This window comes from Rhizobium sp. Rhizsp42 (assembly GCF_047304155.1).
Lineage (GTDB): Bacteria > Pseudomonadota > Alphaproteobacteria > Rhizobiales > Rhizobiaceae > Rhizobium.
This window is the reverse complement of record NZ_JBGLYS010000030.1, coordinates 13699-27367: the sequence shown is the minus strand read 5'-3', so window position 1 is coordinate 27367 and position 13669 is coordinate 13699. Positions and strand designations below refer to the sequence as shown.

At 62.5% G+C, this 13669-nt stretch carries 8 protein-coding genes; all 8 read right to left on the bottom strand.

Annotation, left to right across the window (positions count from 1 at the left end; all coding sequences use genetic code 11):
- Window positions 1–4: 4 nt before the first annotated feature.
- The 8 genes from glgA to ACCD05_RS23830 all read right to left on the bottom strand — a co-directional run bounded on the left by glgA (window position 5) and on the right by ACCD05_RS23830 (window position 13652).
- Window positions 5–1447 (bottom strand): glycogen synthase GlgA, encoded by a 1443-nt coding sequence (gene glgA / locus ACCD05_RS23865; protein ID WP_111563427.1) that lies wholly within the window; start codon window positions 1445–1447, stop codon window positions 5–7.
- 3 nt (window positions 1448–1450) lie between these two features.
- Window positions 1451–2713 (bottom strand): glucose-1-phosphate adenylyltransferase, encoded by a 1263-nt coding sequence (glgC, locus tag ACCD05_RS23860; RefSeq protein WP_018899809.1) that lies wholly within the window; start codon window positions 2711–2713, stop codon window positions 1451–1453.
- A 19-nt stretch (window positions 2714–2732) separates the two neighbouring features.
- Window positions 2733–4940 carry a 1,4-alpha-glucan branching protein GlgB gene (gene glgB, locus ACCD05_RS23855; RefSeq protein ID WP_413395797.1) on the bottom strand — a complete coding sequence of 736 codons (2208 nt, stop codon included), beginning with the start codon at window positions 4938–4940 and terminating at the stop codon, window positions 2733–2735.
- A complete protein-coding gene (locus ACCD05_RS23850) occupies window positions 4937–7399 on the bottom strand; it encodes a glycogen/starch/alpha-glucan phosphorylase (RefSeq protein ID WP_413395795.1) in 2463 nt (820 codons plus the stop codon). The genes glgB and ACCD05_RS23850 overlap by 4 nt, the downstream gene beginning before the upstream one ends.
- A gap of 273 nt (window positions 7400–7672) precedes the next feature.
- Entirely contained in the window at window positions 7673–8938 is a 1266-nt protein-coding gene (locus ACCD05_RS23845; RefSeq protein ID WP_413395793.1) for a pilus assembly protein TadG-related protein, read from the bottom strand.
- Between the two features lie 272 nt (window positions 8939–9210).
- Complete coding sequence (locus ACCD05_RS23840) at window positions 9211–10200, bottom strand: TadE/TadG family type IV pilus assembly protein (RefSeq protein ID WP_413395791.1); 990 nt, start codon at window positions 10198–10200, stop codon at window positions 9211–9213.
- Window positions 10201–10351: 151 nt separating this feature from the next.
- Window positions 10352–11230, bottom strand: coding sequence for a transglutaminase family protein (locus tag ACCD05_RS23835; RefSeq protein WP_209191685.1), 879 nt, complete (start codon window positions 11228–11230; stop codon window positions 10352–10354).
- A 4-nt stretch (window positions 11231–11234) separates the two neighbouring features.
- On the bottom strand, window positions 11235–13652 hold the full coding sequence (locus ACCD05_RS23830; protein ID WP_413395789.1) for a circularly permuted type 2 ATP-grasp protein: 2418 nt from the start codon (window positions 13650–13652) through the stop codon (window positions 11235–11237).
- Window positions 13653–13669 lie beyond the last annotated feature (17 nt).

Here is a 13669-nt window from a genome sequence, read left to right as displayed (position 1 = left end):
TCTGTCACTTGCCTTTCGGGGCGAGGCTTGAATAGAGGGCAGCATAGCGCTCGGCGCTTTTCTCCCACGAAACATCCGATTTCATGCCCTGCTTTTGCAATTGGGTCCAGACCTTTTGATCGGTATAGAGATGTAGCGCACGGCGGATTGCCTGCAACAGACCGGAAGCGGTCACCGGAGAGAATTGTATCCCGGTTGCCACTTTGGCCGCAAGTGCGGCGTGATTGGCATCGATGACGGTATCGGCAAGGCCGCCCGTGTGGGCGACGATCGGCACGCAACCATAGCGCAGGCCATAGAGCTGTGTGAGGCCGCAGGGCTCGAAGCGCGAGGGGATGATGATGGCGTCGGAACCGGCCTGCATCAGGTGCGACATCGGCTCGTTATAGCCGATCGAAACGCCGATGCGGCCGGGATGGCGGGCGGAGGCGGCGAGCAGCGAGCCCTCGAGCGCCGGATCGCCGGAGCCCAGAATGGCGAGCTTGCCGCCCATCGCGACGATTTCGTCGGCGCAGGCGGCGATCAGGTCCATGCCCTTCTGCCAGGTTAGACGGCTGATGATGCAGAAGATCGGCGCGTTGTCGTCGTGCAGGCCGAAGAATTCCTGGACGGCTGCGCGGTTGGCGGCGCGGTTCTTCAGCGTCGCGCCGGTGTAATGGGTCTGCAGCACGGCGTCGGTGGCGGGGTCCCAGACCTCGTGGTCGATGCCGTTGACGATGCCGTGCAGCGCCTCGATGCGGCTGGCGATGACACCTTCGAGGCCCATGCCGAATTCGGAGGTCAGGATCTCGCCGGCATAGGACGGGCTCACAGTGGTGATCGCGTGCGCGGTCTTCAGGCCACCCTTCAGGAAGCCGATATTGCCGTAATATTCCAGCGCTTCCACCGAGAAGGCCTGCGGGGGAAGGCGCAGGCCGGAGAAGATCTCGGCGCTGAACTGGCCCTGGAAGGCGATGTTGTGGATGGTGAGGATGCTGGGGAGTTCGGGCGTCGGGTAAAAGCGCATGTAAACAGGCGTCATCGCCGCCTGCCAGTCATGCGCATGGACGACGTCTGGCTTCCAGCCGGGCATCAGGCCGGCGGCGATCTCGGCGCCGGCAAGCGAGAGGGCGGCAAAACGGCGCCAGTTGTCGTGGTAGTCCTTGCCTGTCGCGTCCAGATAGGGGCCGCCGGAGCGGTCGTAATAGGCTGGCGCGTCGAGGACGAGGATATCGAGCCCCTCGTGATTGACCTCCAGAACCGTTGCCGGTTCGCCCAAGAGATCGTCGAAGCGCATGCGGACGACCGGGTCGCGGATGACCTTCATCACCGCGGGATAGCCGGGCATCAGCGTCTTGGTTTCGATGCCGAAGCGCTTCAGCGCGATCGGCAGGGCGCCGGCCACATCGGCCAGGCCCCCTGTCTTTATCAATGGGAAGACTTCGGACGAAACCGAAAGAACTTTCATCGTTTACATATCCAGCTTGTCGATCATCGGCTGTGTGATGAGGCAGATCCCGCCTTCGGAGCGGCGGAAACGCTTGGCGTCGAGAACGGGGTCGTCGCCGACAACAAGCCCTTCCGGAATGACGACGCCGTGGTCGATCACGACATTCGTCAGCTGCGCGTGGCGACCGATCTTGACGCTTGGGAGCACGACGGCGCCCTCGAGTTTCGAGTAGGAGTTGGCGCGCACACCCGTGAAGAGCAGGCTGTTGTTGAGCGTTGCGCCCGAGATGATGCAATCGCCGGCGATGACCGAGGAGGTCGCCGAGCCACGGCGGTTTTCATCATCATGCACGAACTTCGCCGGCGGCGAGATCTCGGCATAGGTCCAGATCGGCCAGGACTTGTCGTAGATGTCGAGCTCGGGAACGATCGCCGTCAGGTCGATATTGGCCTGCCAGTAGGCATCGATGGTTCCGACGTCGCGCCAGTAGGGCTCGCGCTCGAAATCGGAGCGCACGCAGGAATTGGCGAAGCGGTGGGCGACGGCTTTTCCGTTCTTGACGATATAGGGAATGATGTCCTTGCCGAAGTCGCGGCTGGAATTCGGATCGGCGGCGTCGCGGCGCAGTTCCTCGATCAGGAACTTGGTGCGGAAGACGTAGATGCCCATCGAGGCGAAGGCGCTGTCCGGCTTGCCGGGAATGGCCGGCGGATCGGCGGGCTTTTCGACGAAATCGATGATGCGGTCGGTCTCATCCACATGCACGACGCCGAAGCCCACGGCTTCCATGCGCGGCACTTCCAGGCAGCCGATGGTGACGTCGGCGCCGCTGTCGACATGCTGCTGCAGCATGTATTCGTAGTCCATCTTGTAGACGTGGTCGCCGGCGAGGATGACCATGTACTCGACGCCGTAGTCCTGGATGATGTCGATGTTCTGGTAAACGGCGTCGGCCGTGCCTTCGTACCACTGCGTCTCGGAGACGCGCTGGGAGGCCGGCAGGATGTCGAAGCTCTCGTTGCGCTCGGGGCGGAAGAAGTTCCAGCCGCGCTGCATGTGGCGGATCAGCGAGTGCGCCTTGTATTGGGTGGCGACGCCGATGCGGCGGATACCGGAGTTCAGCGCGTTGGACAGCGCGAAATCGATGATGCGCGACTTGCCGCCGAAATAGACCGCGGGCTTGGCGCGTCGGTCGGTGAGTTCCTTCAGACGGCTCCCCCGGCCGCCGGCGAGAACATAGGCCATTGCATCGCGGGCAAGTGGCTGAATGCGTTTTTCTACCATTGTCTTCCTCCCACCAGTCTCAAGTCTCAGGTTCAAGCATGATAACCGCCAAAGGCGGCAAGGTCAGTGATGCGACGATGGTGCCGCCGGCGTTGACCGCCTGGACACGACCGCCATTGCCTTTGCCGCTGCCGCCATAGATGTCGGCATCGGTATTCAGGATTTCGCGCCAGCGGCCTTCGGTGGGCAGCCTGACGGCGTAATTCTCGCGGTAAACAGGCGTCATGTTGCAGATGACGGCGACCGGCTTTTCACCCGGCGACTTGCGCAGCCAGGCGAAGACCGAGTTCTCGTGGTCGTCGGCAACTAGCCATTCGAAGCCTTCGCCCTCGCAGTCGCGGGCGTGCAGCGCCGGCTTGCTGCGGTAGGTGAAGTTGAGGTCGCGCACCAGGCGGCGCATGCCCTCGTGCATACGATATTGCAGCAGGTTCCAATCGAGCGAGCCGGCCTCGTTCCATTCGCTCCACTGGGCGAACTCCTGGCCCATGAAGAGAAGCTTCTTGCCGGGATAGCCCCACATCAGCGCGTAATAGGCGCGCAGATTGGCGAACTTCTGCCAGTCGTCGCCGGGCATCTTGGCGATCAGCGAGCCCTTGCCGTGCACCACTTCGTCGTGGGACAGCGGCAGCACAAAGTTTTCCGAGTAGGCGTATAGCAGGCCGAAGGTCAGCTCGTTGTGGTGGTGCTTGCGATGGACAGGCTCGCGGCTCATGTAGCTCAGCGTGTCGTGCATGAAGCCCATGTTCCACTTGAAGCCGAAGCCGAGGCCGCCTTCATGCACCGGCTGCGATACCTTGGGCCATGACGTCGATTCCTCGGCGATGGTCATGACGCCGGGGTGCTCGGCATAGATGCGGGTGTTCATGTTCTGCAGGAAGCGGACGGCCTCAAGGTTTTCGTTGCCGCCATATTCGTTGGGGATCCACTCGCCGTGCTTGCGGGAGTAATCGAGGTAGAGCATCGAGGCGACGGCATCGACGCGCAGGCCGTCGAGATGGAACTTCTCGGACCAGTAGAGCGCGTTGTTGACGAGATAGGACACGACCTCTGTTCGGCCGAAATTGTAGATCGCCGTGTTCCAGTCGGGGTGGAAGCCCTTGCGCGGGTCCTCGTGCTCGTAAAGCGCCGTGCCGTCGAACCAGCCGAGGCCATGTTCGTCGGTCGGGAAATGCGCCGGCACCCAGTCGAGGATGACGCCGATGCCGACCTTGTGGGCGCCGTTGACGAAGCGGGCGAAACCCTCGGGCTCGCCGAAGCGGGCGGTGGGGGCATAGAGGCCCGTCGTCTGGTAACCCCAAGACGGATCATAGGGATGCTCGGTGATCGGCAGGAACTCGATATGGGTGAAGCCCATGTCGACGCAGTAGGGGATGAGGCGGGCGGCGAGCTCGTCCCAGGAGAGGAACGTGCCGTCGTCGCGGCGCTGCCAGGAGCCGGCATGCACCTCGTAGATGGAGATCGGCTGGCGGCGCTTGTCGATCTCGCTCCAATGCTTGAGGTGGGCTTCGTCTTCCCACTCCTGCAGAAGTTCAGGCGTGGTGACCGAGGCGTTCTTCGGGCGCAGCTCGCTGCGGCGCGCGAAGGGGTCAGCCTTGAGCGGCAAGAGCACGCCGTCCTGGCCGCGGATCTCGAACTTGTAGGCGACGCCTGTGGGCACATCGGGGGCGAAGATTTCCCAGATGCCGGCGCCTGATCGAAGCCGCATGACGTGGCGGCGGCCATCCCAATTGTTGAAATCGCCGACGACCGAGACGCGCTGCGCATTCGGCGCCCAGACGGCAAAGTGGATGCCCTGCGCGCCCTCATGCTTGATCCAGTGTGCGCCCATCTTGTCGAAGAGACGCAAATCGGATCCCTCGCGGGCATAGTAATCGTCCATCGGCCCGAGAACGGGGCCGAAGCTGTAGGGGTCGGTGACGGCCCATTCGGCGTCGCCGCGGCGGGCGCGATAGCGCACCGGCACCTGCTTGTTGACGGAGATGGTGCCGGCGAAGAAGCCATCCGGATGCTGGAGCGCCAGATCGCCGATCGCGGTGCCGTCGAGCGACATCGCGGTGACCTCTTCGGCGCCGGGAATGAAGCATCGGGCAACGTAAACGCTGCCCGATTTGTGGACGCCCAGAACGGCAAACGGATTGGAATGCGCGCCAGCAAGGATTGCCGCTATTTCATCTGCCGAAATTTCCCAGGGAAGCTTGACTTCAGGGGTCGCCTTCGGCGTTTTCATCCGGCTCTCCAGATTTCCTTGGCATACTGCCGGATCGTGCGGTCCGACGAGAACCAGCCCATGCGGGCGGTGTTGCGGATGGTCTTTTCGCTCCAGGCGGACTTGTCGTTCCAGAGTTCGTCGACTTCGCGCTGGGCCTGGGCGTAGGCATCGAAGTCGGCGGCGACCATGAACCAGTCGTGCGAATAGATGCCCTCGATCAGCTCAGAATAGCGGTTGCGGTCATCCGGCGAGAAGACGCCGGAGCCGATGGCCGAGAGCGCTTGAGCCAGCTCGTGCGAGCCTTCGATGATGGCGCGCGGGTTGTGGCCATCGGTGCGCAGGTTGGCGACCTCATCGGCGCGCAGGCCGAAGATCTTGATGTTGTCCTCGCCGACATTGTCGCGCATTTCGACATTGGCGCCATCGAGCGTGCCGATGGTGAGCGCGCCGTTGAGGCCGAACTTCATGTTGCCGGTGCCCGACGCTTCCATGCCGGCGGTCGAGATCTGCTCGGAGAGGTCGGCGGCCGGAACCATGACCTCGGCCAGCGAGACGTTGTAGTTCGGCACGAAGACGACCTTGAGCAGGCCGCGCACGGCCGGGTCGTTGTTGATGGTGCGGGCGACGTCGTTGATCAGCTTGATGATCAGCTTGGCGTTGTGATAGCTCGGCGCCGCCTTGCCGGCGAAGAGCTTTACGCGCGGTACCCAGTCCAGTTCGGGACGCGAGCGGATCTGGTCGTAAAGCGCGACGGCCTCGATGACATTAAGGAGCTGGCGCTTGTATTCGTGGATGCGCTTGATCTGGATGTCGAACATCGCCGACGGATCGATCTTCACGCCCATGCGCGATGCAACCAGATTGGCGAGCGCCACCTTGTTGTTGCGCTTGACGGCGGCGAACTTCTCCTGGAAGGCGCTGTCGGTGGCGAACTTGTCGAGCGCGCGCAGCTTTTCGGCATCGTCGAGGAAATCGTCGCCGATCGCCTCGCGGATCAGGCCCGTCAGACCCGGATTGCACTGCTGCAGCCAGCGGCGCGGGGTAATGCCGTTGGTCTTGTTGTTGATGCGGTCGGGATAGAGCTTGTGCAGGTCGGCGAAGACCGTGACCTTCATCAAGTCGGTGTGGAGCGCCGAGACGCCGTTGATCGAATGCGAGCCGACGAAGGCGAGGTTGCCCATGCGCACCCGGCGGCTGCCGCCTTCCTCGATCAGCGAGATCGAGCGAATTTCGGTGTCGGAGAAGTTCTTGGTTTTGCGGGCCTCAAGCAGAACCTTGGCGTTGATCGCGTAGATGATCTGCATGTGGCGCGGCAGGAGACGCTCGAAGAGCGGCACAGGCCAGCTTTCCAGCGCTTCGGGCAGAAGCGTGTGGTTGGTGTAGGCGATGGTGCCGCGGGTGATGTCCCAGGCCTGGTCGAACTCCAGCCCGTGAACGTCGCAGAGCAGGCGCATCAGTTCGGCGATGGAGACGGCCGGATGGGTGTCGTTCAGCTGGATCGCCACCTTGTCGGGCAGCGAGGTGAAATCGTCATATTGCTGCAGATGGCGGCGCAGGATGTCCTGCAGCGAGGCGGACGAGAAGAAGAACTCCTGGCGCAGGCGCAGTTCCTGGCCGGCAGGGGTGGCGTCGGCCGGGTAGAGAACGCGGGTCAGGCTTTCGGCCTTGTTGCTCTCGCGCAGCGCGCCGATATGGTCGCCGGCGTTGAAGGCGTCGAGCAGGATCGGGTCGATCGGCTGGGCCGACCAGAGACGCAGCGTGTTGACGCGCTTGCCGCGCCAGCCGACGACGGGCGTGTCGAAGGCGGCGGCGATGACGCGCTCGGCCGGCTTCCAGACATAGCGCGGTTCGCCATCGGCGCCGTTGGCCACATCGACCGAACCGCCGAAGCCGATTTCATAGGCGCTTTCGCGGCGCTCGAATTCCCAGGGGTTGCCATGGGCGAGCCAGCTTTCCGGCAGCTCGACCTGCCAGCCATCGGCCATCTGCTGGCGGAACAGGCCGTGGACATAGCGGATGCCGTAGCCATAGGCGGGCACGTCGACGGTTGCCATGCTCTCCATGAAGCAGGCGGCGAGACGGCCGAGACCGCCATTGCCGAGCGCTGCGTCCGGCTCAAGGCCAGCGATGACTGATACATCGACGCCGAGCGAAGCGAGCGCGTCGCGTACCTCTTCCATCAGGCCGAGGTTGGACACGGCATCGCGCATCAGGCGGCCGATGAGGAATTCCAGCGATAGATAATAAACGCGCTTGGCGCCCGTGGCGTAGACCTTGCGGGTCGATTCCATCCACTTGTCGATGATGCGGTCGCGGATGACGAGGATCGTCGCGGTCAGCCAGTCATGCGGCTTGGCGACCTTGGCATCCTTGCCGATGCGGTAGGTCAGACGCTCGATGATTTCTTCTGCGAGAATTTCCGGCTTGGAACTGCGCGGTGCGGGAGAGGGGATGGTGGGCTTCGAAACGGTGGTCATCGTCAGGGCTCGCCAATTCTGTTTTGGTTTCAGTAGGTTATACGTACTTCAATCGATTTACTCACGCACTAGCGATGCAGTTTATGCACCGTTACTACGCACTTGCAACAAGGGAAAACCGGCAAACGGAAAAATTGACGCGGGGCACCCGTGGACGACGGAAAGAACTTGATTTTTATCGGCTTTCTGATTTTGATAGACCGGATTGCACAACAACGAAAAGCCGCTCCGGTTTGTTCCGGAGCGGCTTTTTTGTTTTGCGGGATGGGGCGATCAGTTGATCAGGCGCGTGGTCTGGTTGGCGGCCTTGGCGCCGATCTTTTTGAAGGCGGCCAGGAGGTCGGCCATGCTTTCGGCCTGGAAGTAATGCGAGGCGTCGGTCGCGCAATATTTCAGCAGGGCCTGGCCGGTCGTGGGGGCCATGAAGGCGACGGTGTAGATCTCGATGCTCTTGGCCTTGGCGTCATCGCAGGTCTTCTTGGTGTTCGTGTCGTATGAACGGCCGCCCCACTTGTCGTTGTTGTTGTCGCCATCGGTCATGAAGACGATGTATTTCTTCGGCAGCTGTTTCGTCTTCGCCATGTGCGTTGCGTCTTCGTTGTCGTTGCCGGCCGCGTTCTTGGCCGTTAGCGATGTGAAGGCGACATTGACGGCGCCGCTCGAGTTGGTGCCCCCGTCGGCTTCAAGCGCGTCGACGTAGTCTTTTGCGGCGGCTGTGCCCCAGGCAAGCTTGCTTTCCGCATAGGTATTGATGTCATAGGACACCGCGCCCGTGCGGGCATAGATGTGTGATGGATCGGCGGTGTTCAGCTGCCCCATCAAGCTGGCAACGGCAAGCTTGAGCGCTTCGATCTTCGAGTAGTAGTTTGTTTCCGTTTTCGTGCCGGTGGCCTGTCGTGTTCCCGTGCAGGTTTTCGGCCTCCTTTGGGTGCCACACTCATAGGTATATGTTTCGGTGTATGTATATTGAGTGGTCTTGGTCGACTGCTCGGCGTTGACCGTCGATGTCGCGTAGTCCATCGAGCCGGACTTATCCAGCGCGAGGAACATGGAGACGGAGCCTTGCGTCTCGGAATAGCCGCCGGCCGTCTGGCTCGATACCCCGATCTTCGTTGTCTTGAAACCCGCGACCTGGGCTAGGCCGCTGAACTGCATCGTGTAGTTCGACGAAATGCTGACGCTGTAGCTGGTCGCGGCGCCCGAGGTCGACTTCGTCGCCGTGGCGGTCGTGGCGTCCTTCAGCTCTGTGGTGTCGGAAAGATAGTTCGCCATCTGGCCGGCGATGAAATCCTTGGCGAAGGCGGTAGCCCCTGAGGTATCGATCTTGCCGTCGGCCAGCGCCGATGCCGTGGCGAGCGCGGCGGAATCGGCCGCTTCCTGCAATTGCCGCTTCGACATTGCCGCACTGGCTACATCGACAGCGAGGCTTCCCGCGCCGAACAGGACCGGAATCACGAACGCCGTCGTGATCGCGAAATTTCCGTCCCGATTGGCTATCAGCCGGGAAATGCCATTCATCATAAATAGTAAGGTGTTCATCATGCTCACCCGAATAGTTGCTTTTAAGAATGTGGCAGTGATGCGCCCAACATGTTGAGGTTGTTTTTACGGGGTTGCTTCAATTTTAACGAAATGTTGCTTTCCAACACGAATTCGGGCGGGGCTCGCCTTTCCGCGAAACTGCGTCCGACGCTGTTGCTTTCATGCATCATCATTGCGTCATGCGACGTGGCCGTCCCCGACGTTTCACGACAACAAAAAAGCCGCCCCGGATTGGTTCGGGGCGGCTTTTTCGAGCGATGAAATCGATGTTACTGCGTCAGGCGAACGTAGTTGCTGTCGGTAGCGGTGCAATCCGACGAGATGGTGTAGAAGATGTCCTGACGATCCCAACCACCGCCGTCTTCCCAAGCGTGACTTTGCGGCTTCGCGCAACCGAAGTATTTTTCCAGCGGGAAGTTGATGCCCTGGGGCATCTGCTTACCGTCGACAAACAGGTAGTTGCTGGTGTCCGGATTGTCGGTTCTGAGTGTGTTGTTGTAGGAGAAGTAGCCGGAGTATTGGCTCTTGTTCTTATCCTTGGGGTCGATAACGTTGCAGGTGACGTCTTTCTTGCTGTTGACCGTCGCATAGGCGCCGAGCGGGCAGCCGTCGGTCTTGATGTCCATCTTCAGAACCAGCTTGGTATATTTGCCGAGATCGATCGCTCCAGAGGGGCTCATGACCTTCGTACCCTGGCCGCTATTAGTCTGCGTTGTCGGTTGATAGGTATAAGTGCCGAGTACGACCTCAGCGGTCGTGTCCGGGCGCACGACGATGATCGAGACGACCTTGTACCAAAAGCCTTGCGCATTGGTCGGTGTCAGCGTGATTTTTTGCGGCTTCATCGGTGCGATTGCTGCTGCGTCGGCACTGATCGGGATCGAGTTGTAATTGGCGATCTTCATCAGCGAGGTATCGACCGCAGCGCTCAAGGCAACCTTGAACGTCCGTCCATCGGCGGTCATGCTCGATTTGACATTGCTCGGCATCTGCGCGGAGTAGCCCTTCAGGAAGGCCTGGGCCGTGGTGGTGGCTGTGGCAAGATTGGTACCGTCGAAGATCTTGCCGCCTTCGAGCGCGGTTGCGTCGGCAATTTCCTGCAGATTTGTCCTTTGCGCGGACGCATTGGAAAAATCGATCGCAGCGCCGCCCGCCAGAAGCAGCGGGGTGGCGATCAACGCCGTCACCATGGCGAAGTTGCCGCCACGATCATTCTTGAGACGGGAGATAGTGGTCTTCAGCAGGGACAAGGCGCGCATCATGTTCACCGGGATGGTTTTCCAAAGTATGCGAATATCCTTGGACCATCTTCATTTAGGTCAGCTTTATGAGTCTGATCTAATTTTAGCGAATTGTCGCTTTCTCGTGCGCTTTCGTTCGATGTCGGCCTCCGGCCCTGCGTCAGAGGCCCTACTTCACCGGAATGACATCCACCGCCTGCACGGCGCGCTGGCCGCCATAGCTCTTCAGTACGCCGATGACGGGGGCGACGTCGGAGTAGTCGCGACCGTAGCCGACGACGATGTGGTCGGTGCCGGCGGGGATGTTGTTGGTGGGGTCTAGCTCCACCCAGCCGGTCGTCTCGCCGCACCAGACGCGCACCCAGGCATGCATGGCGTCCGCTCCTTCGAGACGCTCCTTGCCCGGCGGCGGGATGGTGCGCAGGAAGCCGGAGACGTAGCCCGCGGGTATGCCGAGGCTGCGCAGCGCCTGGATCATCACATGTGAGAAATCCTGGCAGACGCCGCGTTTCAGCCGGAAGGCCTCGATCGGCGTGGTATCGACGTTGGTCGCCTCGGCGTCGTATGTGAAGTCCTTGTGGATCGCGGCGCAGAGCGCTGTGGCGATCTCCAGCACGGTCAACCGGGGCTGGACGACGCCTTGGGCGTAATCCGAAATGATGGGCGTTTCGATCAGGCGCGGGCTGTTGCCGAGGAAATGATGCGGCGAGCCCGGCTTCAGCGACCAGACGCCTGCTATCTCCTCCGGCAGATCGGCCAGCACGGGGGAGAAATCGGCCGTGATCGAGTGGCTCTCGACCTGAACGCGGGCGTGCATGCGGATATCGAGCTTCTCGTGCGGCGCGCGGACCATGAAGGAGGTCGCGGGGTGCTCGAAGAAATCGGTGAAATTCGACTGCTCGTCCGGCGTCGGCGAGACCTTGATGGAGCCCGCGATCAGGCGCTGGCGATCGGGCAGCGAGAGCGGCAGAAGGCGCATGATGTGGCGGGCGCCGGAGGCCGGCCAATCGTAGCTATAGCCCATGTGCAGCGACAGATCGTAGAGCACGTAATCACCCCAGATAGGTTTGCGCGAGGAGATCGGAGAGGTTTTCGAGCTCGCGTTCGAGGCTGCGATAGACGTCGTCGGTCATCGTCTCGGGCGTCATGACGGCGAGGCCGGAGCGCAGGCGCATGGATTCGCGGTAGAAGGGCGACATCTGGCCGTTGTTCAGCGCATTCGGCAGCTGCTCGACCTCGCGCAGGATCTCGTTCATCTGGAAGAGGATCGAGCGCGGATTCAGCCCGTCGAGCGCAAGCAGGTCGGTGACGGTCAGCCGCGCGGTGTTGACGTTGTAGCGGCGGCGGTGGGTCATGACGCTGTCGCCGATCTCGAGCAGCATGTCGAGCGCGCCATCGGGCGCTTCGGGGCCGGCCATGTGGCCGAGCAGGCGGGTCATGTGCAGTGCGCGCTCGATATGGCGGCCGAGCGACAGGAAGCGCCATCCGGTGAAGCGGTACATGTTTTCATGCACGAGACCGGCGAAGCCCGCGAGCTTGCGCAACAGGATCGTCATCGCATGGCTGGCGTCGTCGCCCGGCGACACTGTCGCGTGGAAGCGGCGGGCGGTCTTGGCAAGATCGGTCAGCGCCAGCCAACCATCCGGCGAGAAACGGTCGCGGATGTTGCTCGCCGAATAGACGGCGCTGTCGATGTTGCGCAGCAGCGTGTCGGGTACCGCGTCCTCGGTGTCGATATCGACGGCGGCGAGATAGGCGCTGACATCGGCAAGCAGCGGCTGGCTCGGATCGGCGGCCTCGGCGAAGCGGGCGTGCCAGGCGCGCAGGATGCGCAGCGCCCCTTCGGCGCGCTCGATGTAGCGGCCGAGCCAGAAGAGATTGTCGGCGGCGCGGCTGGGCAGGCTGCCCGGCATGTTGCGGGTGAAGCTCGCCTCCGTCGGCAGCAGCGTGTGGCGCTCGACGGGCTTGTCGCTAACGATCCAGACGTCGGCGGCGGCACCACCCGACTGCATCGCGATCGCCGCCACGTCGTCGCCGGCGCCGATGCGGGCGAAGCCGCCGGGCATGATCTGCCAGCCGTTCTTTGTGCGGGCGGCGAAGACGCGCAGCGACATCGGCCGCGGCACCAGCTTGCCGTTGACCCAGCTGGGCGTGGTCGAGAGCGTCACGGCTTCCTGGCCGACGAGCTTGGGGCCGTCGGTATTCAGCCAATCGCCGATGGAATCGCGGGCGGTGGCGCGCAGGGCCGAGCCGAGCACGGATTCGCCGTTGTCGTCGAAGAAGGGCGCGCGCGAATAGGCCGGGCCGATCACCATCTTCTCGATGTTCTGGGCGACATGGTCGCGCTCGCTCTTCTGGCCGCACCACCAGGTGGCGATCGACGGCATCTTCAGCTCCTCGCCGAAGAGGCGGCGGCAGATGGTGGGCATGAAGGCGAGCAGCGCGCGGGTCTCGATGATGCCGCTTCCGAGCGCATTGACGATGGTGACGCTTTCGGCGCGCAGCGCCTCCACGAGGCCCGGCGTGCCGATGTGCGAGGTCTGGTTGAGCTCGAGTGGATCGGCATAGGCGGAATCGAGGCGGCGCCAGAGCACGGTGATCGGCTTCAGGCCGGAGACGGTGCGCACCATCACCTTGCCGTTGACGACGGTCAGGTCCTCGCCTTCGAGCAGCATGAAGCCGAGATAGCGGGCGATATAGGCGTGCTCGTAATAGGTCTCGTTGGCGGGGCCGGGGGTCAGAACCGCGATGCGGTCGTCGCCGCTATGCTTCATGCCCTGCAGTGCATCGCGGAATGCGCCGAAGAAGGAGGCGAGCCGGTGCACCGGGGTTTCGGCGTAGATGTCGGAGAAGGCGCGGGTGGTCGCCACCCGGTTTTCCAGCGCGAAGCCGGCGCCTGATGGGGCCTGGGTGCGGTCTGCCAGAACCCACCAGTTGCCATCGGGGCCACGGCCGACCTCGAAAGCGCAGAAATGCAGATAGTGGCCGCCGGCCGGCTTGACGCCGACGAGCGGCCGCTGGAACTCCGGATTGGAGGCAATCAGCGCCGGCGGCAGCACGCCATCCTCGACCAGCCTGTTGTCGCCATAGATATCGGCGACGATCGCTTCTAGGAGATCGGCGCGCTGGACGAGGCCTTCAGACAGGCTCTCCCATTCACGCTCGTCGATCAGAACGGGGATGGGCGAGAGCGGCCAGGAGCGCTCGGCGCTGCCGGTGCTGCCATAGGCGCGGTAGAAGACGCCGGCATCGCGGAGATAGCGGTCGGCGCGGGCGAAGCGCTCGGTCAGGTCCTTTTCCGGCATGCCGCTCAGATGCGCCATGAAGCGCTGCCAGACCGGGCGGATCGCGCCGTTCTGGTCGACCATCTCGTCGGCGACGCCGGGCGGCGGGCGATAGCCGAGCACCGCCTCGTTGCCGATGCGCTCGCTCTTCTGCTGCCGCAGCTCTCTTGCCGGTTTCTTGCCCATGAACCCCTAGTCTAATG

Bases quoted from the DNA above. Each gene is read 5' to 3' on its own strand.
- ACCD05_RS23845 (WP_413395793.1), bottom strand. From the start codon at position 8,938: ATGAACACCTTACTATTTATGATGAATGGCATTTCCCGGCTGATAGCC.
- ACCD05_RS23850 (WP_413395795.1), bottom strand. From the start codon at position 7,399: ATGACCACCGTTTCGAAGCCCACCATCCCCTCTCCCGCACCGCGCAGT.
- glgC (WP_018899809.1), bottom strand. From the start codon at position 2,713: ATGGTAGAAAAACGCATTCAGCCACTTGCCCGCGATGCAATGGCCTAT.
- ACCD05_RS23840 (WP_413395791.1), bottom strand. From the start codon at position 10,200: ATGCGCGCCTTGTCCCTGCTGAAGACCACTATCTCCCGTCTCAAGAAT.
- ACCD05_RS23830 (WP_413395789.1), bottom strand. From the start codon at position 13,652: ATGGGCAAGAAACCGGCAAGAGAGCTGCGGCAGCAGAAGAGCGAGCGC.
- glgA (WP_111563427.1), bottom strand. From the start codon at position 1,447: ATGAAAGTTCTTTCGGTTTCGTCCGAAGTCTTCCCATTGATAAAGACA.
- glgB (WP_413395797.1), bottom strand. From the start codon at position 4,940: ATGAAAACGCCGAAGGCGACCCCTGAAGTCAAGCTTCCCTGGGAAATT.